Origin of the sequence: Streptomyces paludis (assembly GCF_003344965.1) — a bacterium.
GTDB classification, from domain to species: Bacteria; Actinomycetota; Actinomycetes; order Streptomycetales; family Streptomycetaceae; genus Streptomyces; species Streptomyces paludis.
Genome location: NZ_CP031194.1, coordinates 7317319 through 7340469, shown reverse-complemented (window position 1 = coordinate 7340469; position 23151 = coordinate 7317319). Strand labels below are relative to the sequence as shown.

Sequence of the window (23151 nt, the reverse complement as noted above, 5' to 3'; positions counted from 1 at the left end):
GTGCTCACGGAACGTATACGAAAGGGCTCGGCACCGGCCGGGGGCCGGGCGTACGACGAAAACGGGAGTTCCCGCTGTGAGCCGAGATCCAGGGCGTGTTTCGAAGGTCCCGTCCGCCTGGCGGCGTCTGGCACGTACGCTCGCGGCGCTGCCGGGATCACCCCCGTACGTCCGGGCCGCCGGCGCGGGCGACGCGAGTGCGGCGCGCCGGACGCCGCCGGGCCCGCCCGCCGGCCGGACGGCGCTCCTTTCGGAACACGCCCTGGACCTGGGTGTCGCCCTGTTCCCCGGGCAGGGCGCCTACCGTCCCGGCGCCCTCGCCGCGTTCTGGGAGCGCGGCTCCCCGGCCGTACGGGACACGTTCGCGACGGTCGACGCGGTCGCCCGGGAGCGGCTCGGCCGGGAGGTGTCCCCGACGCTGTTCCGGCCTTCGCCGCCGAGCCCCGCGGCCCTTCTCGACCGGGCCCCGGACCTCCATCAGCTGGCGGTCCTCGCCGTCTCGGTGGCCACGTACCGGCTGCTCGCCGAGCGGGGCGCCCGGCCCGCGGTCCACCTGGGCCACAGCCTGGGCGAGATCGCCGCGCTGACCTGCGCGGGCGCCTACGGTCTGGCCGACGCCACCGCGCTGCTGTGCGAGCGGATCTCCGTCGTCCGCGCGCACGCGTCCGGCGCGGGCACGATGCTCGCGCTGCGCTGCGGGCGGGTACGGGCCGAGCGGCTGGTGGAGCTGATCGGCCATCCCTCGCTCGTGGTGGCCGTGGACAACGCGGCGGAGCAGACCGTGCTCTCCGGTCCGCCGGAGGCGATCGGCACCGCGGGGGCGATCGCCCGGCAGCTCGGGATCACCGCGACGCCGCTGCGCTTCCCGCACCCCTTCCACAACCCGCTGCTCGCCGGGGCCCGCCGCGAACTGGCTTCCCGTATCGGCGTGTTCAGCACCCGGCCGGTCAACGTCCCGGTGTACTCGGCGATCCTGGGCCGGTTCTACCGGGACGGCGACGATCTCGCCGGGCTGCTGGCCCTGCATCTGGTGGCCCCGGTCGAGTACCGTACGTCCGTGGCCGCTCTGTACGCCGCCGGTGCGCGGACGTTCGTCGAGGTGGGCGCCGGCCGGGTGCTGACCGGGCTGGCCGCCGAGGCGCATCCCGGCGTGTACACGGCGGCGCCGCTCGCCGGCCGTGACGAGGAGGCCGGGCTGACGAGGGCCGCCGCCGCGCTGAGCGCCCCGGACACCGGTCGGCTGCCCGGCGCCGAGGGGGCGGGGCAGCCCGTCCTGGCGGTCGTGGAGCGGAACGCCGCCGCATGAGCACGGCGCGCCGGGAGGCGACCCTGCCGCACACGGCGGACCCGGACCCGGACCCGAGTACGGACGCGGACTCGGGCGCGCGTACGGACGCGGGCGTGGGCGCGCCGGCCGGAGCGGATGTTCCGGACCGCCCCGCCGCCCCTGACGGCCCCCTGCTGGACCGCCATGTCCTGCTCCTCGCCCCGGCACCCGGGCCGGACGCAACCACCACCGCCGACGCCGGGCCACCGGACCTCTTCCCGCCCGGCACGGTGCTGCTGGCCAACACCACGGACCGGATGCCCGGTGTGGAGGTTCTCCCCGCCGACGCCCTTCCCGACGACACCTCCGGCGCCGCCTCCGACGACCCGCTCGAAGCCGCCGTCGCACAGATCCGGCCACGCCATGTCCGGGTCCTGGTCGACCTGTACGCCGAGCCCCCGACACCCTCCGAGGCCCTGCTCGCCCTGCACGACGCGCTGTTCCGTACGGCGAAGGCTTGCGCAGCGCCGGGGCTGCGCCCGGAGTCGTTCGTCGTGGTCGTGCTGGGCGGGGTCGACGGTGCCCGCGTCCCGCACGCGTGCGCCGGGCTGTTCACCGGGTTCGTGAAGAGCCTGGCGCGGGAGTGGCCGGACACCGCGGTGCTGGCCGTGGTGCACGAAGCCCGCGACCTCGTCACCGCGGAGCCGGACGCGGCCCGCGAGACCGTGGCCGGCCCGTTCCCGCCGGTCGTGTACTACGCGGGCGGCACCCGGCTGCTGTGGCGGGCGGTGGCCGATCCGGGCGCGCCCGCCGGGGTCGCGCCCGCCCCCGGGGAGCGCTGTGTGGTGGCGGCCGGCGGCGCCCACGGCATCGGCGCCGCGCTGCTGCTCGCGCTGGCCCGGCGCGACCGGCCCCGGCTGCACATCATCGGTTCCACCCCGCTCGACGGCGACGGCTACGAGGGCGAGGAGTCCGGGGAGGCCGACGTACGCCCGGAGCGCAAGGACTTCGTCCGGGCCCTGACCACCGGCCCGGAGCGGCTCACCGTGCGCGAGGCGACCATGGCGTACGACCGGCTGGGCACGGCCCGCCGGATCCGCGCGAACCTGGCCGAACTGCGCCGGCTGTGCGGGGCGCACCGGGTCACCTACCACGTGTGCGACCTGCGCGACCGGGCGGCGGTGGAGGCCGTCGTACGCCGGGTGACGGACGAGGAGGGCACCGTCGATCTGCTGCTCCATATCGCCGGCACCAACCGCGCCGCCTCGGTGGGCCGGAAACGGCCGCGGGACTTCCGGGCCGTCCGTGATCTGAAGGTACGGTCCTACGCGCATCTCAAGGCGGCGTTCGGCGACCGGCAGCCGCGTCTGTGGTGCAACTTCGGTTCGTTCGTGGGGTTCACGGGCCAGACCGGGGAGACCGACTACGCCGCCGCGAACGACTACCTCAACACCGCGGCCCTGTACCACTGCGCCCATGGGGCACGGGAGTTCACCCTCGGCTGGACCCTGTGGCGGGACATCGGGCTCGGCGCGACCCCGCTGATGCGGGCGCTGCTGGCCAAGAGCGGACGGTTCACCGCCATGCCCACGGCCGAGGGGGTGGACCACTTCCTGCGCGAACTCGATCTGCGCGAACCCGGCCCGCGCGAAACCGGCCACCCGGCGCAGCCGCCGCCCGTCACCGTCCTCTTCGGCGCGGCCGAGCGCGCCGCCCTCGGCACGGCCGCCCCCTGACCTCCGCGCGCCGCGCTCAGCCGCGCCGCCAGCCCACCACCACCGCGCGCAGCGTCCGCTCGTAGGAATCCGCGATCGAGAGCCCCGGCGGCTCGGTCCCCGACAGCTCCAGCGAGACCAGTCCGTGCGCCGTGGCCCAGCAGGAGAGCGCCACGACCTCCGGTTCCAGCTCGTCCGTGAACTGGCCGGCCTGCCGCCCCCGGCTGACCGCGTCGACGAGCGGCTGGTACATCTCGGCCACCTGGCGCCGCCCCTCCTCCTTGCTCTCGAACTGCGCCGCGCTCTCCACGAAGAGGATCGAGTAGAGGTGCGGGTTGGCGAGGGCGTACTCGCGGTAGGCGACGCCCAGGCGAACGACGTCGTTGGCTGGATCCGTGGTCGCGGAGACGGCCGCCAGACGTGCCACGAAGAGCCGTGCGGCCTCCTGGTAGAGGCTGGCCAGCAGACCGGCCTTGTTGCCGAACAGCGAGTAGACCGCCGTGGTCGAGGTCTTCACGTCCGCGGCGAGCTGACGCAGACTCAGCGCCGCCGTGCCCCGGTCGAACACCGTGGCGGCGGCGCGGTTGATGAGCCGCTGTCGGAGTGCTTCGTCATGTGTCTTGAGCCTGGCCATCCCCCCACACTATGACAACGGCGTTACGAATGGTTGCCGAACAGGGCGTCAGCGGGTGTCAGAGTCCCCGGTGATCCGCTCAACTCGCAGGCCAAGAAGTTTTTTCGTTGAATCCCCAGGTCATCAGGGGTCATCGGGCACCCTCCGGTTAGACAGTGTGCAAGAACTCCGTGAAAGTCATTCAAAACGCTGTTACGGTAATTCCGGCGCCGAACCCTGGCAGGCATGCGGCGCACGCCAACTACCTAGGGAGAACCATGTTCGAGGCGCTGGGACGCTTCCTGTTCCGCAGGCGCAACCCGCTGCTGGTCCTGACGTTGCTGTTCGCCGTCCTGTCCGGCGCCTATGGCGTCGGGGTCTTCGGCGACATGAAGCCCGGCGGGTTCGAGGACCCGGGCTCCGACAGCCGCAAGGCCGCCCAGCTGGCCGAGAAGGCGTTCCCCGACCGGGCACCCGACGCCGTGATCGTCTACCGCGACAAGGACCGCACCGTCGACGACGCGTCCTTCCAGGAGGCGGTCACCGGCACGGTCGAGAAGCTGCCGAAGTCGGCGGTGACCGGGTACTCCACGTTCTGGATGACACAGATGCCGGCGCAGGTCAGCCACGACCGGCACGCCACCTATGTCGGACTCAATCTGCGCGGCGACGACGACAACGCCAAGGAGGAGTCCTACAAGGCGGTCATGGACAAGCTGGCCGCGCCGGGGCTGGAGACCCTGCGCGGGGGCGCGGTGGCCACCGGCCACCAGGCCGGTGACGAGATCGGCAAGGACCTGGGCACCGCGGAGGGGCTCTCCTTCCCGCTGCTCTTCATCCTGCTGGTGATCGTCTTCGGCGGGCTGGCGGCGGCGAGTCTGCCGCTGCTCGTCGGCGGTCTGTCCATCCTGGGCTCCATGGCGGTACTGCGGCTGATCGCGCAGATCACCGACGTGTCGGTGTTCGCCATGAGCCTGGTGACGATTCTGGGCCTGGCGGTCGCCATCGACTACGGCCTGCTGATCGTCAGCCGCTACCGCGAGGAGCTGGAGCGCGGCCACACCGGCGAGGAGGCGCTCGCGCGTACCGTCGCCACCGCCGGCCGTACGATCGTGATCTCCGGCATCACCGTGGCGGTCGCCCTGTTCGGTATGACCTTCTTCCCCCTCGGCTTCCTGAAGTCGATGGCGTACGGCGGTATGGCCGCGGTCGTGCTCTCGGTCTTCTTCTCGCTGATCGCCCTGCCCGCCGCGCTGGGTGTGCTCGGCACGCGGGTCAACGCCCTGTCGCTGCGCAAGCGCAAGGCGCGGCAGGACGGCCAGGGCGCCTGGTACCGGCTGGCGCACGGTCTCATGCGCCGTCCGGTGCTGGTCACCGCGGGCGCGCTGGCGGTGCTGCTGGCGCTGGCCGTTCCGTTCCTGCGGATCGACTTCGGCGCCAACGACGCGCGGCAGCTGCCCGATTCGGCCGAGGGCCGGCAGGTGCACAACACGATGGAGCGCGATTTCGACAGCGACGCGGTGAAGTCCATCGACTCGCTGCTGGTGCTCAAGTCGGCGGCCACCTCGCCGGAGCAGGGCGCCGCGCTGGAGGAGTACGCCGAGCGGCTCGGCAGCACCAAGGGCGCCACCGGCGCGCAGGTCACCGGGGCGGCCGGCACCACCGCGCGGGTGTCGGTCACCTTCGACGGCGCCGCGGTCTCGGCCGACGCCCGCGCCCTGGTGAACCGGCTGAAGGACGTGGCACCGCCCGAGGGCGCCACGGCGTACTTCGGCGGTGAGACGGCGGTCTTCGACGACACCCTGGACGCGCTCGGCGCGACGCTGCCGTGGATGCTCCTGTACATCGCGGTGGCGACGTACATCCTGCTGTTCCTGGCGTTCGGCTCGGTGCTGCTGCCGCTGAAGGCGATCCTGATGAACCTCCTGTCGCTGTCGGCGACGTTCGGTGTGCTGGTGTGGATCTTCCAGGACGGCCATCTGGAGGGTGTGCTCAACTTCGATTCGACCGGGAACATCGAGCCGAACATGCCGATCATGCTGTTCGCGCTGATCTTCGGACTCTCCATGGACTACGAGGTGTTCCTCGTCTCCCGGATCCGTGAGCAGTACGACCTGCTGGGCGACAGCACGGCCGCCGTGGCGTCCGGGCTCCAGAACATCGGGCGCCTGATCGTGAACGCCGCGCTGCTGATGTGTGTCCCGCTGGCGGCGATGGCGACCAGTGGGGTGCTCACGATGAAGCTGTTCGGTGTCGGCATGGTGTTCGCGATCCTGGCGGACGTCGCCATCGTACGGATTCTGCTGGTGCCCGCCGCGCTGAAGCTGATGGGGCGGGCCGCCTGGTGGGCCCCGGGTCCGCTGGCCCGCTTCTACACCAGGTTCGGCATCAAGGAGTCCGACGCCGCGCCCGAGGTGAAGCAGCCCGCGAGCGTGACGGGCTGACACACCGGCGGTGCCGAAGTGTCCGGCAGGCAGCGGTACTTCGGCACCGCCGACAGTTCACCTTGTTTTCACACGTCCCGGTCCGGTGCGACTTGACGCGCAAGACCGAACAGGTACAGTCCTCTCGTTAGACACCGTCTAACAACCGTCCAATGAAGTGCTTGGAGGCCCTCATGGCCGCGGGAAAGACCGCACTCGGCACGATCCTGAGCCCGATCGGGGGAAGGCTGCGCTGGGCCATCGCCGCCCAGGCCGTCGCCGCGGCCGCGGGCGTGGTCCCGTTCATCGCCATCGCCGAGCTGGGGCGGGTGCTGCTCGACGACGGCCCCGACCGCACGAGCGACGCCTGGACCCTCGCCGGGATCGCCGCCGGCGCTCTGCTGGTCCGGCTGATCGTCATGCTCGTGGCGGGCGGGATCTCCCATCTCGCCGACAACGCCCTGCAGTTCCACATCCGGCGCTCGCTCGTCGACCGTCTCGGCCGGGTGCCGCTGGGCTGGTTCTCGTCCCGTAACTCCGGTCTGGTGAAGCAGGCCGTACAGGACGACGTCGACGCGATGCACCATCTGATCGCCCACTCGATGCTCGACATCACCACGGCGATCGTCGTACCCGCCACCTCCCTGGCCTATCTGTTCTGGGTCGACTGGCGGATGACACTGGTGGTGATCGCTCCCCTGCTCATCGGCCTGACGCTGTACAGCGCGACGATGGCCGGGATGTCCAAGAACCTGCCCCAGTACGACCGGGCCATGGGCCGGATCAACGGCAGCGCCGTGGAGTTCGTGCAGGGCATCGCCGTGGTCAAGACCTTCGGCCAGGCCCGCCGCGCGCACCGCGAGTTCGCCGAGGCGGCCGATGACTTCGCCACCTTCTTCCTGGGCTGGGTGCGGGCGACCCAGTACTCCAAGACCGCCGCCGAGATCGTCCTGTCGCCGGTCGCGGTGCTGCTGACCACGCTCACCGGGGGCGCGCTGTTCGTGACCCGGGGCTGGCTCGGCGCCGTGGACCTGCTGCCGTTCGCCCTGCTCGGCATCGGTCTGACCTCGCCCATCCTCTCGCTGTTCTACGCGAGTTACGAGCTGCGCATCGCGCGGACCGCGGCCGAGCGGGTCACCGGCATCCTCGACGCCGAGGAGCTTCCCGTGCCGGACGCCCCGAGCACCCCGGCCGACAACCGGGTCAGCTACCGCGACGTGAGCTTCTCCTACGACGGCGACCAGCCGGCCGTCACCGGGGTGGACCTGGAACTCGCGCCCGGCACGGTCACCGCCCTGGTGGGCCCGTCCGGCTCCGGCAAGAGCACACTGGCCGCGCTGCTGCCGAGGTTCTGGGATGTGACGGGCGGCTCGATCAGCATCGGCGGGACCGATGTCCGGGAGATGTCGCTCGAAGACCTCTACAGCCGGGTCGCGTTCGTCTTCCAGGACGTACGGCTGACCCGTGACACCATCGCCGGCAACATCCGGATGGCCCGGCCGGACGCGTCGCTGGACGAGGTGCGCGCCGCGGCCCGGGCCGCCTGTGTGGACGAGGTGATCCAGGCCCTGCCGCGCGGTTACGACTCGGTGATCGGCGAGGACGCCCGGCTCTCCGGCGGCCAGGCGCAGCGGGTCTCCATCGCGCGGGCCCTGCTGGCGGACACTCCGGTGGTGGTGCTCGACGAGGCCGCCGCCTACGCGGACCCGCACTCCGAGGCGGCCGTGCAGGACGCCCTGTCGGAGCTGACCCGGAGCAAGATCGTGCTGATGATCGCGCACCGGCTCTCCACCGTGGTCGACGCCGACCAGATCGTCGTGCTGGACGGGGGCCGGATCGTCGAGCGGGGCCGGCACGCCGAACTCGTCGCCGCGGACGGCCGGTTCGCCCGGATGTGGCACGCCCATGAACGTACAACGCGGTGGCAGCCGCACGGCGACGCGGCCGTGGTGTCACCGTCGAGCGCCGTCGCGGCGGGAGGAATCAGCTGATGATCCGTCGACTCATTGATGTGGTGGGCCCCGAACAGGCCCGGCCGGTACGCCGGATGATCGTCGCCCTGGTGGTGGGCGCGGTGCTCCAGGGCATCGCCTTCGCCCTGCTGGTGCCCGTACTGGAAGCGCTGTTCGGCTCCGACCCGGACGAGGTCTGGCCGTGGCTGTGGGCGCTGCTCGGTGTGTCGGTGCTCTACGGCGCGGCGTACTACTGGAGCCTGCTCATCGGGTTCGAGGCGGGGGCGACGCTCTCGCGGAGCCTGCACCACCGTATCGGCGACCGGGTGGCCGCGCTGCCGCTGGGCTGGTTCGCGCCGGAACGGGTGGGGCAGCTGGGCCAGTTGGCCACGAAGAGCGTGATGGACATCATGGGGGTGCCGGCGCATCTGCTCCGTCCCCTGGTGACCAGTTTCGTCACACCGGTGACGGTGATCGCCCTGATGTACGTCTTCGACTGGCGGCTGGCGCTCGCGGCCACGCTCACCGTGCCGCTGATCGTCCTGGTCTACCGGTGGAGCACCGGGCTGAGCCGGCTGGCCGATGTGGCCCGGTCCGCCGCCCATGCCGAGACCGGCGGCCGGGTGGTGGAGTTCGCCCAGGTCCAGCCGGTGCTGCGGGTGTTCGGCCGGGGTCCGGTCCGCTCCGGCGCGCGCCTCGACGACGCGCTGCGTACGCAGACCGACGCGTCCCGGCGGGTGCTGGTCACCGGAGTGCCGGGTCTGGTCGGCTTCGTCCTGGTGATCCAGGCCGCCTTCACCCTGATCCTGCTCACCGGCACCTATCTGGCGCTGGACGGCGGTCTGGGTGTGGCCAAGCTGCTGGCGCTGCTGGTGCTGGCGGTACGGTTCACCGAGCCGATCGCGGAGACCGCGGTGCTCGGCTCGACCCTGCGCACGGCCGGTGCCGCGCTGGACCGGGTGGCGGAGCTGCTGGCGCAGCCGACGCTTCCGCGGTCCGAGGACCCGAAGGTGCCGGACGGCAACGCGGTCCGGTTCGAGGACGTGAGCTTCGGTTACGACGGCAAGCCGGTGCTCTCGGGGGTGTCCCTGACCCTGGGCGAGGGGACCATGACGGCTCTCGTCGGGCCGTCGGGCTCGGGCAAGACCACGGTGAGCAAGCTCGTCCCGCGCTTCTGGGACGTGGACTCCGGGGTGGTGCGCGTGGGCGGTGTGGATGTGCGGGACATCGATCCCGAGGTGCTCATGTCCCGTATCTCCGTGGTGTTCCAGGACGTCTACCTCTTCCAGGGCACCATCCTGGAGAACATCCGGGTGGGGCGTCCCACGGCCACCGACGCCGAGGTCCGCGAGGCCGCGCGGCTGGCCAGGGTCGAGGAGATCGTGCACCGGCTGTCCGACGGCTGGGACGCGCAGGTGGGCGAGGGCGGCGCGCTGCTGTCCGGTGGCGAGCGGCAGCGGGTGTCGATCGCGCGGGCGATCCTGAAGAACGCGCCGATCGTGCTGCTCGACGAGGCGACGGCGTCGCTCGACCCGGAGAACGAGCAGGCCGTCCAGGACGCGCTGAGCGCGCTGACCGCGGGCCGTACGCTGCTTGTCATCGCCCACCGGCTCCAGACCGTGGCCGCCGCCGACCAGATCCTTTTCCTGGACGAGGGGCGGATCACCGAGCACGGTTCGCATGACGAACTCATCGCCGCGGGCGGCCGGTACGCGTCATTCTGGGCGGAACGCAGCAGAGCCCGCGACTGGAGTCTGACCGGACAGGTTTTTTGACAGGAAGTTAATTAAAGCGCGCGTCACAAAGGAACTGTTCAACCACGATCAACCATGAAGCAACATGAACGCACCGGCGGCTCCCTCGGTTTACCGAGGGAGCCGCCAAACGTCTTTGGTCCATGGAATAAATCACGCCGACCATGTACCCACGAACCGGTACAGCGAAACAGTTGGATTTGCCGGTCCAAGTTGCCGATTACCGATTGGTAACCCTTGTCACATCCCCCATGAGCAGGCACTTCGACTTCTCACCTCCGTGTCGCACGGAGTTCAGATTGCCTACCGACCTGCCGTTCTATACTCGCCAATATCCGACGAACAATCGAGTCCTGAACGGCATTACCAAACGGGGGATTCCGTTTTATCCGGTGGGGGCCGGAATCGTTGGCCGCAACTCCAGCGCCGTTAATCAACCCTTCAATCAAAATAGGGTCGGCGGACAACGAATCAGGACACTCTTCGCAAGATGGCCGAAATATTCGAGTGCGGGGGCACTAACAGATGGAAACGCGTGAGACCTACGATTGGCCGATAACGGCACGGGATACCGAGCTGCAAGTGATCAGGGCCGCCGTCCGGCGGCAGGGCGGCGCCCTGCTCGTCGGCGCCGCGGGAGTCGGCAAGAGCCTTCTGCTGTCCACCGCCCTGCGCCGGGCGGCCGCCGAGGGCCGTACGGTCCTGCATGTCGGCGGTGCGGGCTGGAGCGGCGACACGCGCGCGCGGGGCTTCGGCACCCTGGCCGAATGCCTGGAGACGATCCGTCCGTCCGCCCCGGACGGCTCCGCCGGCATCCCTCCCCTCGTCGGCATCGACGACGCCCACCTGGTCGACGCGGCGTCGAGCATCCGGCTCCACCGGCTCGTCGCGGTGGGACGGCTCAGTGTGCTCGCCGCCGCGCCGCAGGACGCGCCCGCCCCGGCCGGCATCGACAAGCTGTGGCTGGAACGGCTCGTGGAGCACATCGAGGTGGCGCCCTTCGACAGCATCGCCATGAGCCTGGTGCTGCGGGCCAGGCTGGGGGGCCACACCGACACCGCCACGCTGGAACGTCTGTGGGCGGCGACGCACGGCAACGCGCTGCTGCTGCGCGAACTCGTCGAGAACGCGCTGGAGGACGGCTCGCTGCACAGCGTTGACGGCGCCTGGCGCTGGTCGGGGCTGACCTCACGGCTGGGCAAACGGCTCTCGGACGTGATCCGCGTCGGGCTCCGCGACCTCAGCCCGCACGAGAACGAACTCGTCCACATGCTCGCCATAGCCGAGCCGCTGGAGGCCGAGATCGCCGCCGCGGCGGGCCTGGCGAAGGCCGCCGAGTCGCTCGACCTGCGCGGCATCGTCGGTGTGGAGCGCAGCGGGGCGCGCGTCCGGCTGCGGCTGGCCCTGCCGCTCAGCCGGGTGGTGGTGGCCGCCCGGATGTCCGATCTCACCAGGCAGCGGCTGTGCCGCGAGATCGCGGACGCCCTGGAGCGGACCGGGACCCGCCGGGACGAGGACGTCCTGCGCGTCGTCTCCCTGCGCATTCAGGCCGGACTCGTGCCCGGCCGGGAGCAGTTGCTCACCGCCGCCCGCATCGCGATCCGCCGCCGGGACCTCCCGCTGGCGGAGCGCATGTGCCTGCTCGCCCTCCAGGAGGCCCCGGACGACCGGGACAGCGCGCCGCTGGAGGGTCCGGTCCCGGACTCCGTGGAGTACGGCGCGGCTTTGCGACGTCTAGTGACGCGCATAGAAAACACTCCCGCGCAGGCCGTGGACCGGAGCCGGGCGGCCCTGCTGCTCGGTGAGGTCCTGGTGGGCAGGGGCCGCGCGGCCGAGGCCGAGACGGTCCTGTCCGCCGCGCTCGACGCCGGTGCGGGGGTGCCGGTGACCGAGCGCATCGCGGCGGTGCACACCCGGGTGATCAACATGGCCTGGAGCCTGCGCCGGGTCGAGGACGCCCGCGACCTGCTGGCCCGTACGGTCGCGGAGGTGGCGCCGGTCCACGCCGGGGTGCTCCACGGCACCCGGGCCGTGATGGCGGTGATGTCCGACCGGCTCCACGAGGCGGTCGCCATCGGGGAGACGGTGCTGCGCGACCGGATCGCGGACCGTCCGGTCGCCCAGGCGCTGGTGCCCACGGTGGCCTTCGCCCGCTGCGAACTGGGGGACCCGGCGGGCGCCCTGGAACTCCTCGGCCGCTACCGGGACTCCGCTCCCGACTGGGACGCCGACGCCGTACTGCTGGCCGACTCCGTCTCCGCCCGCTGCTCCTCGCTGCTGGGGAGTTTAAGGAGCGCCGCCGAGAAACTGGACGGCGCCCATCACTACGCGCCCGGCAACGGCCGGCCCGTACTCCTCCAGCCCCTGCTCGACCGCTGCCGGCTGCTGCGGCTGCGCGGGCGCTGCGAGGAGGCCGCCGGGCTGCTGCGCCGGGCGATCGCCTCGGACACGTCCCACGAGTACCCGGTGACCGACGCCTGGCCGCTGGCCCAGCTCGCCGGCGCGCTGGCCGAGTCCGGCGATCACACGGAGGCGCTGCGGGCCCTGGTCGAGGTCCGCTCGCTGCGCGGCGCGATGCCCAGATCGCCGATCGCCGAGGACGAGATCGCGTTCGAGAACGCGCTCGTCCTGGCCCACACCGGGGACCACTACAGCGCGGGCGTCCAGGCCACGGAGCTGGCCGAGCGGGCGTTCGGGGCCGGCCGTACGGTACGGGCGGTCACGGCGCTGCTGCTGGCGGCCCGGGTCACGGACGGGGCGGCGGTGCACTTCCGCCACCACGCGCTGCTGCGCGCGGCCCGTGCGTCCGGCGGGATGATCCGGCTGTACGCGGAGTACGCCCAGGCCCTCTCCGACGCCGACGGCGCCCTGCTGCTGGAGGTCTCCGGGCACTTCGGGCACATGGGCGCGCTGCCGCTGGCCACCGAGGCGGCGGCGCAGGCGGCCCGCGCGTTCCGGGCCGCCGGCCAGCACCGCAAGAGCCGGGAGGCCGCGGCGGCCGGCCGGGATCTCCAGCGCGAGTGCGGTATCCCGCTGCCGGCCTGGGTGGAGCGGGACAGCCAGGTGGAGAAGCCCTCCGCCTCGCTCACCCCGAGGGAGCGGGAAGTCGCCGCGCTCGCCTCGACCGGGATGTCCAACCGGGACATCGCGGACCGGCTCGTGGTCTCGGTGCGTACCGTCGAGAACCATCTGCACCGCATCTACCACAAGCTCGGCATCACGGCCCGCAACGACCTGAAGCAGAGCATGGACCGGCTGACCGGGCGCGCCCGGGAGCGGGAGCGAATACCTCCGCTCCGGCTCGTGGGCGCGCCCGGCTCGGAGCAGGTCGCCTGAGCGGCGGCCCGCCGAGCGGACCCGGGTAGGGCGGCGGCGGTGTCCCGCGAGGAGATTCCTCGCGGGACACCGCCGCCGTTGTCAGCCGTTGTCAGCCGATGTCAGTCCCTGTCAGTCCTTGTCGGCGCCGGACGCCCCGTCGGCGCCGGGGGCCGGCAGGACGCCGTGCCGCACGAAGTACTCGATGTACCCGCCGAACGCCTTCTCGTCGATGTCCGGGCAGCTCACTCCGGAGCCCTCCAGCAGGCCCCGGGTGACCTCGTCGGAGAACTCCGCGACCTCCACCTTCTCCGACTCCACGAGAATGCTCAGCAACGGGGCCATGGAGTTGGTGACATCCGCCGCGACGGCCTTCATCCACTTGAGGATGCTGACCTCCTCCAGCTCGTACCCGGCGCCGCGCAGCAGCCGCAGGATCTCCTCCGACTTCAGCGTCCCGGGGCTGACCTGGTGGTAGATCCCGCCGAGCCCCTCCGGGTGCCGGGAGGCCGTGACGATCACCGCGCTGACGTAGTCGACCGGGACCATGTTCATCTCCAGCCGGAATCTGCGCGGATACCGGCCGATCTGGATCGCGCCCTTGATGAACCGCCACACGAAGTCGTTCGGCTGGCAGGCCCCGGTCCGTGAGTCGCCCCAGACCTGGCCGGGGCGGTGCACCGTCACCGGCACCCCCCGGCGGGACGCCTCCAGCACCAGCTGTTCGGCGACCCACTTGCTTCTGGTGTACCCGAGCGACAGCGCCTCCCCCGGCCCGGTCGGGTCGAGTTCGCCCCGCGCGGGAAGGTCCCTCCTCGGCTCGAACACACCGGTGGTCGAGACATGGTGCAGCGCGGCCCGCGCGGCGCAGGCGAACCGCAGGATCCCGTGGGTGGACTCCACCGTCGATTTCCGCAGCCACTTGTACAGCGTGAGGAAGTTGACCTTCGCCGCGGAGTGGTAGACCGCGCCGACCCGGCCGGCCAGTTCCGCGTACACGTCCTCCGGCAGCCCGAGCCGGGGCTTGGTCACATCACCGGTGTACACATGGACCCGGTCCAGGTCGACAGCGTCGAGACCGTCGAGCAGTTCATAGGTACGGAGGTTGTCCGTCAGCCGCTGCCGGGCCACCCCGGCGTCCGCGCCCCGCACCAGGCAGTGCACGACGAGTCCTTCCCGCAGCAGGTCCCTGAGCAGGAACGCCCCGAGGAAACCGGTCGCACCGGTGAGGAACACGTCGGACACCGTCTCCGGGGCCGGGGCCGGAAAGCCGGTGATGTCGTCGGCCAGTACGACATCGGCGGCGAACTCCTCGGCGACTTCCGTGGGTATCGTCGAAGCCATCAGTTATCTACGGTCCTTCCCGGTGACATTTCTTGGGAGCGGGCCGATGCGCTACGGGGCGGCGACCGCCTCGGCAATCGCATCGGAGAGCAGGGTCATCGCCTCTTTCACGTCGTCCTCGGTGGCGACGATCGGAGGGAGGAGGCGGATCGTGGTGGGGCGGCTCAGGCACGGCGACACGACCAGGGAGCGCCGCGCGAGGCCCGTCAGCACCTCGCCGGCCATCGCGGGCGAGGCCAGATCGACGCCCCACAGCAGGCCGCGGCCGCGGATCTCCGCCACGGCGTCCGGGAACAGTTCGCGTACGGTGGCCAGCCCCTGTTCCATCGCGGCGGCGATCCGCCCGCCGTTCTCGGCGTGACGTTCGATGACATCGAGCGCGTACGGGATCACCGAGGTGCTCAGGGGATGGCCGCTGAAGGTGGCGGTGTGCAGCATCGGGTCGGCCAGCAGGGGCGCGAAGAGCCGGTCGTTGCCGACCGCGGCGGAGAGGGGCAGCACACCGCCGCCCAGCTGCTTGCCGAGCAGGACGGCGTCCACCCCGAGCCCGGCCGCCAGGGCCAGGGACCGGGCGCCGCAGCGCCTCAGGCCGACCTGGATCTCGTCGGCGACGACGAACGCGCCGTGCTCGTGGGCGTCCCGGCACCACCGCGCGAGCACCGCCTCGTCCAGCACACGCACCCCGTTCTCGGCCTGGACCGGCTCGAAGAAGACCGCCGCCACGTCGTGGGCGCGTACGGCCTTCGCGACGGCCTCGGGGTCGTCCGGGCTCACCCGGAGCACGCCCTCCTGGAAGGCGGGGTCCAGACCGGACTTGAAGCGGGGGTTGTCGGTCAGCGAGAGGGCGCCGACGGTCTTGCCGTGGAAGGCGCCCTCGACGGCGACCACGGTGTTCCGGCCGGAGGCCATCCGGGCCAGCTTCAGGGCCGCCTCGACGGCGTCGGCCCCGCCGGAGCCGAAGTAGACCCGGTTCAGGCCGCCGCCGACATACGCGGCGAGGCGCTCGGCGGCCAGCGGCGCGACCGCGCTCTGGAGGGAGCGGGTGGAGGCGGGCATGATGTCCAGCTGGGCACGGACGGCCCGGACGATCTCCGGGTTACGGTGTCCGAGCAGGGCGACCCCGTAGGAGCCGAAGTCCAGGACGTCCCGGCCGTCCGAGAGGGCCACCCGGCAGCCCTCGGCGGACACTTCCACGGCCCCCTGGCCGGAGAACCGGCCGGCCACCGCAAGCGCGGGCGAGAAGTGCCGTTTGACCCGCCGGAAGGTCTCTCGGGCGTCAACAGCACCGGCGGCGTCGACGGCGGGCGGTTCCGCGGTGATGGTTCGCGACTCGGTCACAGATCTGTCTCCTACGCACTCTGCGCGACAATTGCCTGCTGGTATCTCTCCAGCGCCTTGGCGACGGCCGGGTGGATCATCTCGGCCATCATGGGAAGCCCGACGTCGAACTCCACCTTGAGTTCCAGGGCGGCGCCCCCGGGGTCCTCACTGACCTGCCAGTGGCCCTCGTACTGGGCGAGGTCGCCCTCGGTCTGCCGGAACTCCCAGCGGCGCCCGGCGTGGTCCAGCACGTCCTCCTGGTCCCACTCCATCTCCGAGCCCTTCAGCTCCACGACCCAGCTGCTGCCACTGCGTTCACCGTCCCGGTCGATGACCGTGACCTCGCTGACGCCCTCCATGAAGGCGGGGAACGCCTCGCTGTCCAGCAGCACCTTCCACACCTGTTCCGGGGTGGCGGTGCCGGTGATGGTCCTGTGCATGACGGCCATGTGTTCCAGTCCTCTCGAAACGACGCGGGCTCTCCGCCCGCGGCGGCGGTCCCGGCGGGCGCCGGGACCGGTCACGCGGAGTCCCTGCGGGCCCCCGGCGCTCCCTCCACCAGCGCCGTGAGGCGCTCCAGCGCGGACCTCAGGGCGTGCTGCTGGGCCGTCAGCTCCTCCACCCTGCCGCGGAGCCGGGCGAGTTCGTGGCCGTGGGTGCCGGGCCCGTCGACGAGGTCGGCGTCGCCCGGCCGCTCGGCCGTACGTGCCCGGGACGCCGGGTCGGCCGCCGCCGGCACGGACGCCTGCACGGACGCCTGACGGGTGTTGCCGGGCTCCCGGAGCACCCGGACATTGCCGGGCCGGCCGGGCCCCGTGGCCTCGCCCGCGCGGGGGCGCCACGCCGTGTCGCGGACCGCGCGGGCCTCGCCGTGCCGGCCGCCGTGCTGGAGCGCGACGGCCAGTTGCTCACGGAAGCGCTCACGGGTCGGATGGGCGGCCACCAGCTCCTCCAGCCGGCGCACGATCTGCCGGTGCTGCCCGAGCGCCAGCGAGGCGTCGCCGAGATCCTCCAGGGCGAGCAGCCGCTCCCCCTCCAGCCGCGCCGCCGCGGCGGCGCAGAGCGTGCCGTGGGAGCCGCCGTCCAGCGCCGCGCCGCGCCACAGGCCGAGGGCCTCGCGCAGCAGCAGCGCCGCGGTGTGCGGGTCGGACTCCAGCAGGCGCCGGGCCCGGGTCACCAGGAACCGGAACCGCACACTGTCCAGCTCCTCGGGACGCGCCTGGAGCACATAGCCGGTGCCGCGCGCCACCAGGCGCGGGGTGTTGGCCCGTACGGGCTCCACCTCGATGAGCTGCTGGCGCAGCCGCGAGACATGCGCCTGGAGCGCGTTGGCCGCCTTGTCGGGGGCGTTGCTCCCCCACAGTTCACGGATCAGCTCGTCGGCCGGCACCGGACTCCCGGGACGCACCAGCAGGGCCCCCAGCAGCACCCGCTGCTTGGGACTGGTCAGCCGCACACTGCGCCGTCTGACGTCGTCGTAGATCCCAGGAGGCCCCAGTACCCGGAACTGCATCGAAACCTCCACCGGTCGTTGTGATCCGCGCCCCTCTGCCTACCGAAGGGCATCACACGCACCGGCCCGGGGACATGAGTACTCAGGTACTCCACATGCCCGTCACGAACCGTCACAACGGCGCCGTCCCGTGGTCCGGACCAGGGGGTACGGCACCGCGAACGGCGCCGAGGTGAGTAGCGGTTACTCAGGCGGGCGCGGGCCTGCCCGTGGTGCGCTGGGGCCGATAGCCGGTACGAGGCAGGGAGTTGGGTGGTATGACGCGTTGGGACGCCGAGACCGCGGTGGTGGGTCTCGGGGCGTGGGGGGCCGCGGCCCTGTGGCGACTGGCCTCCCGGGGCGTCGATGTCGTCGGGTTCGAACGGTTCACACCGGGCCATACGCTCGGCCCGCCGCATGTCGGCTCCCGGGTGCTCCGGCTCGCCGGTCCGGGGCACGCGGGTCTGGTGCCGCTGGCGCGCCGGGCGCTGGAGCTGTGGCCGGAGCTGGAGGACAGCGGGCGGCGGAGTCCGTTCGTGGCCTCGGGCTCACTGCTGATCGGCCCCGGCGACGGACCGCTGGCGGGCGGCACCCTCCGCGCGGCCCGCGCGCACGGGGTCCCGGTCCGTACGTTCACGGCGGCCGCCCTGCGGTTCCGGTTCCCGCGCCACACCGGTGTGCCCGCCCATCACATCGGTGTGTGGGAGCCGTCCGCGAGGATCCTGCGGACGGAGCGGGCCGTACGGACGGCGGTCGCCCTCGCCGAGGAGACGGGCGCGCGTGTGCACGCCGACTCCCGTGTCACGGCCGTCGAACCCGTGCCCGGCGGGGTCCATCTGCACACCCCCCAGCGGTCGGTGAAGGTACGTCAGGCCGTACTGACGGCGGGCGCGTGGCTGCCGGCGCTGCTGCCGGAACTCCCGCTGGAGACCGTCCGGATGCCGGTCACCTGGTTCCGCCCGTACGAGCCGGACGGTGACTTCGACCTGGAGCATCTGCCCTTCTTCATGCGCGAGTTGGAGGACGGCCGGGTGCTGTGGGGCAGTGGCGCCGAGGGCGGGCGCGATGTCCTGCTCGGTCTGGACGACACCGCGGTGGCGGCCAAGCCGACGGATCCCGAGGACACCGACCACTCCGTGGCCCCCGACGACTGGGCGGATCTGTCCCGGCTGGTGCCGGCGAAGGTGCCGGGGCTCCGGCCGCTGCCGGCCCGGGTGGCGGTGGGCAGCCGGACCCGTACGCCGGACGGGCGGTTCCTGCTCGGCCGGCCCGGCGACGACCCGCGCCTGATCGTCGCGGGCGGCGACAACGCCCACGGCTTCGGCTATGCGCCGGCCGTCGGCGAGGCGCTGGCGGACCTCGTCCAGGGCATCACGCCGCCGGCGCCGCTGGACTTCCTCCACCCGGACCGTTTCGCCTGACACCGCCCGGACGCCCGTACCCACGCGGACGACCGTACCCACGAGAACGCCCGTACCCGTCCGGGCGCTCGTGCCCGCCCGGACACGACCGTCCGCCCGAACGCCCCCGCCCGGCCGGATCCCGGCCCGCCGGGGGCGTTCGGCGTCCGTACTCAGCGCGCCGCGCCCTGGACGACCGCGCCGGACGCCGGATCCGGCTTCAGGGCCTTGCGGCAGATCCGCTCGCCGACCCAGGCCACCAGGGTGCGCGGCCGGCGGGGCGTCAGATGCGCCGCGAGCGCGTTGCCCAGCCCGGGGGTGACATACGCGCGGTCGCGGTCGAGGGCCGTCAGCGCCGAGCGGACGACCGGCTCGGGTGTGGTGAAGCTGCCCGCGACGGCCGCGTTGCGGGTGCCGATCACCTCGAAGAACTTCGTCTCCACGGGCCCCGGGCAGAGCGCGGTGACCCGGATGCCCCGGCCCCGGTACTCCTGGCGCAGCGCGAGCGAGAAGTTGAGGACGAACGTCTTGGAGGCGCTGTAGACCGAGAGGTACGGGCTGGGCTGGTAGCCCGCGGTGGAACCGACGTTGATGACGGCGCCGGTACCGCGCTCCAGCATGCCCGGCAGCAGCGCGTGGGTGAGATCGACGAGCGCGACGACGTTCACCATCAGCATCTCGTGGTCGCGGTCGGCGACGATCTCCTCGAAGCGGCCCACGGTGCCGAACCCGGCGTTGTTCACCAGCAGATCGACCGTGAGCGAGCGCTCGGCCAGCTCGCGCGCCACCTCCCGGCCCGCGTGCGGCTCCGCGAGGTCCTTCACCACGACATGGGTCTTGACGCCGTGCGCCCGGGTCAGCTCCCCGGCGATCTCTTCGAGCCGGTCCCGGGACCGGGCCACCAGCACCAGGTCGTGGCCGCGGGCGGCGAGCTGCGCGGCGAACTCCGTGCCGAGTCCGGAGGAGGCACCGGTGACCAGTGCGGTGGACGGGACGGTCGGGGCAGTGCTCATCGGGTTCCCTTTCGGCATGACGGCTGACTCCTCGCGCGCCTGTGGTGCAGGGCGTGGCCGACGCGTCGCCGAAGAACCTCGGACGGGTCGGTCCGTCACGTGCGGCCCCCGGGCCGGGAGGACCCGCGGTACGACACGCCCACCGGCGAACAGAACCCGAGGCGTTCGGCCACGCCCGCGCTCGGAACCCTACGGAGACACCCCCGCGGTCCGCTCCGGTTCTGACAGAGCCTGACACGCCGTCGGACGGACCCGCCCCCGTACGGCCCGCACCCGGCGGCCCGAGCCGTGTTCCGCCCGCCATGGTGTGATGAGAAGAGGGGCCGACCGCCCCGGCGGACCCCGGTACCGAGAGGGAGCGATCGTGGATACGGACGGACAGCCGGCCCCCGAACGGTCGCACTGCCTGGTGACCGGGGCGTCCGGGTACATCGGCGGCCGTCTGGTCCCTGAGCTGCTGACGGCGGGCCACCGGGTCCGCTGTCTGGCCCGCTCCCCCGGCACACTGCGCGACCACCCGTGGGCCCCGGACGTGGAGACGGTCCGGGGGGATGTCACCGACGCCGGCTCGCTCGACGCCGCCCTGCGCGGCATCGATGTCGCGTACTACCTGGTGCACGCGCTGGGCACCGGCGCCGGTTTCGAGGAGACCGACCGCCGGGCGGCGCTTCTCTTCGCCGGCCGGGCACACGCCGCCGGTGTGCGGCGGATCGTCTACCTGGGCGGACTCACCCCCCGGGGCATCCCCGAAGCCTCGCTCTCCCCGCATCTGCGCTCCCGGGCCGAGGTGGGGCGGATCTTCCTCGACGGACCCGTGCCCGCCACCGTGCTGCGGGCGGCCGTCGTGATCGGCTCGGGCTCGGCCTCGTTCGAGATGCTGCGCTATCTCACCGAACGGCTGCCGCTGATGGTCACGCCCAGCTGGGTGCGCACCCGGACGCAGCCCATCGGGGTACGCGACGTACTGCGGTATCTGACCGGCTCGGCCGCCATGCCGGCCGGCGTCAACCGGGCGTTCGACATCGGCGGGCCGGATGTCCTGACGTACCGCGAGATGATGTTCCGCTACGCCGAGGTCGCCGGGCTGCGGCGCCGGATCATCGTGCCGGTGCCGATGCTCACGCCCCGGCTGTCCAGCCACTGGGTCGGTCTCGTGACCCCGGTGCCCGCCTCCCTCGCGCGGCCCCTGACCGAGTCGCTCCGTCACGAGGTGGTGTGCCACGAGCACGACATCGCCCGGTACGTACCCGATCCGCCGGGCCGCCCCCTGCCGTTCGACGAGGCGCTGGCGCTGGCCCTGCGCAGGGTGCGGGAGGCCCAGGTCGCGACCCGCTGGTCGTCCGCCGCCGTCCCGGGCGCGCCGAGCGATCCGCTGCCCACGGACCCGGACTGGGCCGGCGGCAGCCTCTACGAGAACGAACAGCGGGTGACGGTCGACGCGTCACGGCAGTCGCTGTGGAGGGTGATCGAGGGCATCGGCGGTGACAACGGCTGGTACTCCTTCCCGCTGGCCTGGGCGGTCCGGGGCTGGCTGGACCGGTTCGTCGGCGGGGTCGGGCTGCGCCGGGGACGGCGCGATGCCGAGCGGCTGCGGGTCGGTGACTCGCTGGACTTCTGGCGGGTGGAGGAGATCGAGCCCGGTCATCTGCTGCGGCTGCGGGCGGAGATGCGGCTGCCCGGTCTCGCGTGGCTGGAGCTGTCCGCCGAGACGGACGACGAGGGCCGTACCCGCTACCGGCAGCGCGCGCTGTTCCACCCGCGCGGACTGGCCGGCCACGCGTACTGGTGGTCCGTCTCCCCCTTCCACGCCGTGGTGTTCGGCGGTATGGCCCGCAACATCACGCGGGCCGCCGCCAGGGGCACGAGCGCGCGCCGGGACGCGCCGGGCACCGGGCGTGTCCGCGCGCCGCGCGGCCCGGACGGTGTAGGACGGTAGGGCCGGTCGCCCCGGCGCGTCACCCGTCAGGAGCACCCCCCATGACAGCATCGCCCACGACAGCACGGCCCAGGACGGCACCGCCCAGGACCGTCGCCGTCGTCCTGTTCACCTCCGACCTGCGGCTGCACGACCATCCGCCGCTGCGCGCGGCGCTCGCCGCGGCCGACGAGGTGGTGCCGCTGTTCGTACGCGATCCCGGTGTGCACGCCGCCGGCTTCGACGCGCCGAACCGGGTCGCCTTCCTCAGCGACTGCCTCGTCGATCTGGACACCTCGCTGCGCCGTCGCGGCGGCCGGCTCGTGCTGCGCACGGGACCCGTTGTCCGGGAGGTGGCGGCGGTCGTCACCGAGTGCGGCGCGAGCGAAGTGCACCTGGCGGCCGGGGTGACCCGTTACGCCCAGCACCGCCAGGAGGCGCTGCGCGAGGTCCTGGGCGCGCGCGGGGTGGCGCTGCGGGTGCACGACGCGGTGATCACCGCCCTCGCCCCCGGCGCGGTGACCCCGTCGGGCGGCGACCACTACGCCGTCTTCACCCCGTACTTCCGCCGCTGGTCGCAGGAGCGGCTGCGCGCCGTTCTGCCCGCTCCGCGCGCCGTACGGGTTCCGGACACGGTGCGGGGCGAGCCGCTGCCTTCCCGCGACCGGGTCCCCGGCACCTCACCGGGGCTGCCCCCGGGCGGGGAGACCCGTGGCCGCGACCGGTTCTCCCGGTGGGCCCGCGCGGACCTTCCGGCGTACGAGGCGCGCCACGACGACCTGGCGGGCGACGCGACCTCCCGGCTCTCCCCGTATCTGCACTTCGGAGCCCTCTCCCCGGTGGAGCTGGTCGGACGGGCCCGCGCGAAGGACGGTCCCGGCGCGGAGGCGTTCGTGCGCCAGCTGTGCTGGCGCGACTTCCACCACCAGGTCATGTGCTCCCGGCCGGAGACGTCGGTACGCGACTACCGTCCCCGGCACGACCGCTGGCTCACCGAGGACGACGCGGCCGAGGACGTGACGGCGTGGCGGGAGGGCCGTACCGGCTATCCGGTGGTGGACGCCGCGATGCGCCAGTTGCGCCACGAGGGCTGGATGCACAACCGGGCACGCCTGCTGGCGGCGAGCTTCCTGACGAAGACGCTGTACGTGGACTGGCGGGTCGGCGCCCGGCACTTCCTGGACCTCCTGGTGGACGGCGATGTCGTCAACAACCAGCTCAACTGGCAGTGGGTCGCCGGAACCGGCACCGACACCCGCCCGAACCGCGTCCTCAACCCCGTACGCCAGGGAAAGCGGTTCGACCCCGAGGGCGCGTACGTCCGCCGCTGGGTGCCGGAGCTGCGCGACGTGGCGACCGCCTTCGTCCACGAACCGTGGCGGCTGCGCGAGGACGACCCCGCGCGGCCGGACTACCCGGGGCCCCTGATCGACCTCGCCGACGGCCTGGCCCGCTTCCGGCACGCGCGCGGCCAGGACTGAGCGCGGCGATCGGTATTTGCACACCGGCGAGCAATAAACTAATCTGCACATCAGTGAGCAATTAATGCGCTCCCGGTGTCGCGCCCACTGCCGGCGACGGCCCGCCTCTCCGTCGAATCCACACCCCGAAGCCTCCGCTTCACCTCC

15 protein-coding genes are annotated in these 23151 nt (G+C 72.5%); 9 read left to right on the top strand and 6 right to left on the bottom strand.

Annotation, left to right across the window (positions count from 1 at the left end; translation table 11 throughout):
* The first annotated feature begins 76 nt into the window (after positions 1-76).
* Together DVK44_RS32300 and DVK44_RS32295 are read left to right on the top strand one after the other, a co-directional pair.
* Positions 77-1306 carry an ACP S-malonyltransferase gene (locus DVK44_RS32300; RefSeq protein ID WP_114664163.1) on the top strand — a complete coding sequence of 410 codons (1230 nt, stop codon included), beginning with the start codon at positions 77-79 and terminating at the stop codon, positions 1304-1306.
* Positions 1303-3003: an SDR family NAD(P)-dependent oxidoreductase gene (locus DVK44_RS32295; protein WP_114664162.1), complete on the top strand. Its 1701-nt coding sequence runs from the start codon at positions 1303-1305 to the stop codon at positions 3001-3003. Before DVK44_RS32300 ends, DVK44_RS32295 begins: the two co-directional genes overlap by 4 nt.
* Before the next feature lie 16 nt (positions 3004-3019).
* Here DVK44_RS32295 and DVK44_RS32290 read toward each other — a convergent pair whose 3' ends face one another.
* Positions 3020-3616 carry a TetR/AcrR family transcriptional regulator gene (locus tag DVK44_RS32290; RefSeq protein ID WP_114664161.1) on the bottom strand — a complete coding sequence of 199 codons (597 nt, stop codon included), beginning with the start codon at positions 3614-3616 and terminating at the stop codon, positions 3020-3022.
* Between the two features lie 257 nt (positions 3617-3873).
* On the opposite strand from DVK44_RS32290, the gene DVK44_RS32285 reads away from it, so the two are divergent.
* The 4 genes from DVK44_RS32285 (at position 3874) to DVK44_RS32270 (ending at position 13060) form a co-directional block, all read left to right on the top strand.
* Complete coding sequence (locus tag DVK44_RS32285; RefSeq protein WP_114664160.1) at positions 3874-6039, top strand: MMPL family transporter; 2166 nt, start codon at positions 3874-3876, stop codon at positions 6037-6039.
* A gap of 173 nt (positions 6040-6212) precedes the next feature.
* Positions 6213-8009, top strand: coding sequence for an ABC transporter ATP-binding protein (locus DVK44_RS32280; protein WP_114664159.1), 1797 nt, complete (start codon positions 6213-6215; stop codon positions 8007-8009).
* Positions 8009-9745 carry an ABC transporter ATP-binding protein gene (locus DVK44_RS32275; protein WP_114664158.1) on the top strand — a complete coding sequence of 579 codons (1737 nt, stop codon included), beginning with the start codon at positions 8009-8011 and terminating at the stop codon, positions 9743-9745. The genes DVK44_RS32280 and DVK44_RS32275 overlap by 1 nt, the downstream gene beginning before the upstream one ends.
* A 561-nt stretch (positions 9746-10306) precedes the next feature.
* Positions 10307-13060 carry a LuxR family transcriptional regulator gene (locus DVK44_RS32270; RefSeq protein ID WP_114664157.1) on the top strand — a complete coding sequence of 918 codons (2754 nt, stop codon included), beginning with the start codon at positions 10307-10309 and terminating at the stop codon, positions 13058-13060.
* A gap of 111 nt (positions 13061-13171) precedes the next feature.
* Here the strand turns inward: DVK44_RS32270 and DVK44_RS32265 are convergent, their stop codons facing one another.
* The 4 genes from DVK44_RS32265 to DVK44_RS32250 form a co-directional block, all read right to left on the bottom strand.
* Complete coding sequence (locus tag DVK44_RS32265) at positions 13172-14383, bottom strand: thioester reductase domain-containing protein (protein WP_114664156.1); 1212 nt, start codon at positions 14381-14383, stop codon at positions 13172-13174.
* 51 nt (positions 14384-14434) lie between these two features.
* Positions 14435-15721, bottom strand: coding sequence for an aspartate aminotransferase family protein (locus DVK44_RS32260; RefSeq protein ID WP_228447462.1), 1287 nt, complete (start codon positions 15719-15721; stop codon positions 14435-14437).
* Positions 15722-15732: 11 nt separating this feature from the next.
* Positions 15733-16152, bottom strand: a complete 420-nt coding sequence (locus DVK44_RS32255; RefSeq protein WP_114664155.1) for a type II toxin-antitoxin system RatA family toxin — start codon at positions 16150-16152, stop codon at positions 15733-15735.
* A 71-nt stretch (positions 16153-16223) separates the two neighbouring features.
* Entirely contained in the window at positions 16224-17216 is a 993-nt protein-coding gene (locus tag DVK44_RS32250) for an AfsR/SARP family transcriptional regulator (protein ID WP_114664154.1), read from the bottom strand.
* A 257-nt stretch (positions 17217-17473) separates the two neighbouring features.
* On the opposite strand from DVK44_RS32250, the gene DVK44_RS32245 reads away from it, so the two are divergent.
* A complete protein-coding gene (locus tag DVK44_RS32245; RefSeq protein ID WP_114664153.1) occupies positions 17474-18616 on the top strand; it encodes an FAD-dependent oxidoreductase in 1143 nt (380 codons plus the stop codon).
* Positions 18617-18768: 152 nt separating this feature from the next.
* Here the strand turns inward: DVK44_RS32245 and DVK44_RS32240 are convergent, their stop codons facing one another.
* Positions 18769-19608, bottom strand: coding sequence for an SDR family NAD(P)-dependent oxidoreductase (locus DVK44_RS32240; protein WP_114664152.1), 840 nt, complete (start codon positions 19606-19608; stop codon positions 18769-18771).
* A gap of 364 nt (positions 19609-19972) precedes the next feature.
* Between DVK44_RS32240 and DVK44_RS32235 the strand changes: the two genes are divergently transcribed.
* Both DVK44_RS32235 and DVK44_RS32230 read left to right on the top strand, forming a co-directional pair.
* Positions 19973-21544 (top strand): SDR family oxidoreductase, encoded by a 1572-nt coding sequence (locus DVK44_RS32235; protein ID WP_228447461.1) that lies wholly within the window; start codon positions 19973-19975, stop codon positions 21542-21544.
* Positions 21545-21585: 41 nt separating this feature from the next.
* Complete coding sequence (locus tag DVK44_RS32230; RefSeq protein WP_114664150.1) at positions 21586-23004, top strand: cryptochrome/photolyase family protein; 1419 nt, start codon at positions 21586-21588, stop codon at positions 23002-23004.
* Positions 23005-23151: the final 147 nt, after the last annotated feature.

What these genes read in the sequence shown, in the direction of transcription:
- DVK44_RS32295 (WP_114664162.1), top strand. Translation starts at nt 1,303, where the DNA reads ATGAGCACGGCGCGCCGGGAGGCGACCCTGCCGCACACGGCGGACCCG.
- DVK44_RS32290 (WP_114664161.1), bottom strand. Translation starts at nt 3,616, where the DNA reads ATGGCCAGGCTCAAGACACATGACGAAGCACTCCGACAGCGGCTCATC.
- DVK44_RS32285 (WP_114664160.1), top strand. Translation starts at nt 3,874, where the DNA reads ATGTTCGAGGCGCTGGGACGCTTCCTGTTCCGCAGGCGCAACCCGCTG.
- DVK44_RS32280 (WP_114664159.1), top strand. Translation starts at nt 6,213, where the DNA reads ATGGCCGCGGGAAAGACCGCACTCGGCACGATCCTGAGCCCGATCGGG.
- DVK44_RS32275 (WP_114664158.1), top strand. Translation starts at nt 8,009, where the DNA reads ATGATCCGTCGACTCATTGATGTGGTGGGCCCCGAACAGGCCCGGCCG.
- DVK44_RS32265 (WP_114664156.1), bottom strand. Translation starts at nt 14,383, where the DNA reads ATGGCTTCGACGATACCCACGGAAGTCGCCGAGGAGTTCGCCGCCGAT.
- DVK44_RS32255 (WP_114664155.1), bottom strand. Translation starts at nt 16,152, where the DNA reads ATGGCCGTCATGCACAGGACCATCACCGGCACCGCCACCCCGGAACAG.
- DVK44_RS32250 (WP_114664154.1), bottom strand. Translation starts at nt 17,216, where the DNA reads ATGCAGTTCCGGGTACTGGGGCCTCCTGGGATCTACGACGACGTCAGA.
- DVK44_RS32245 (WP_114664153.1), top strand. Translation starts at nt 17,474, where the DNA reads ATGACGCGTTGGGACGCCGAGACCGCGGTGGTGGGTCTCGGGGCGTGG.
- DVK44_RS32240 (WP_114664152.1), bottom strand. Translation starts at nt 19,608, where the DNA reads ATGAGCACTGCCCCGACCGTCCCGTCCACCGCACTGGTCACCGGTGCC.
- DVK44_RS32230 (WP_114664150.1), top strand. Translation starts at nt 21,586, where the DNA reads ATGACAGCATCGCCCACGACAGCACGGCCCAGGACGGCACCGCCCAGG.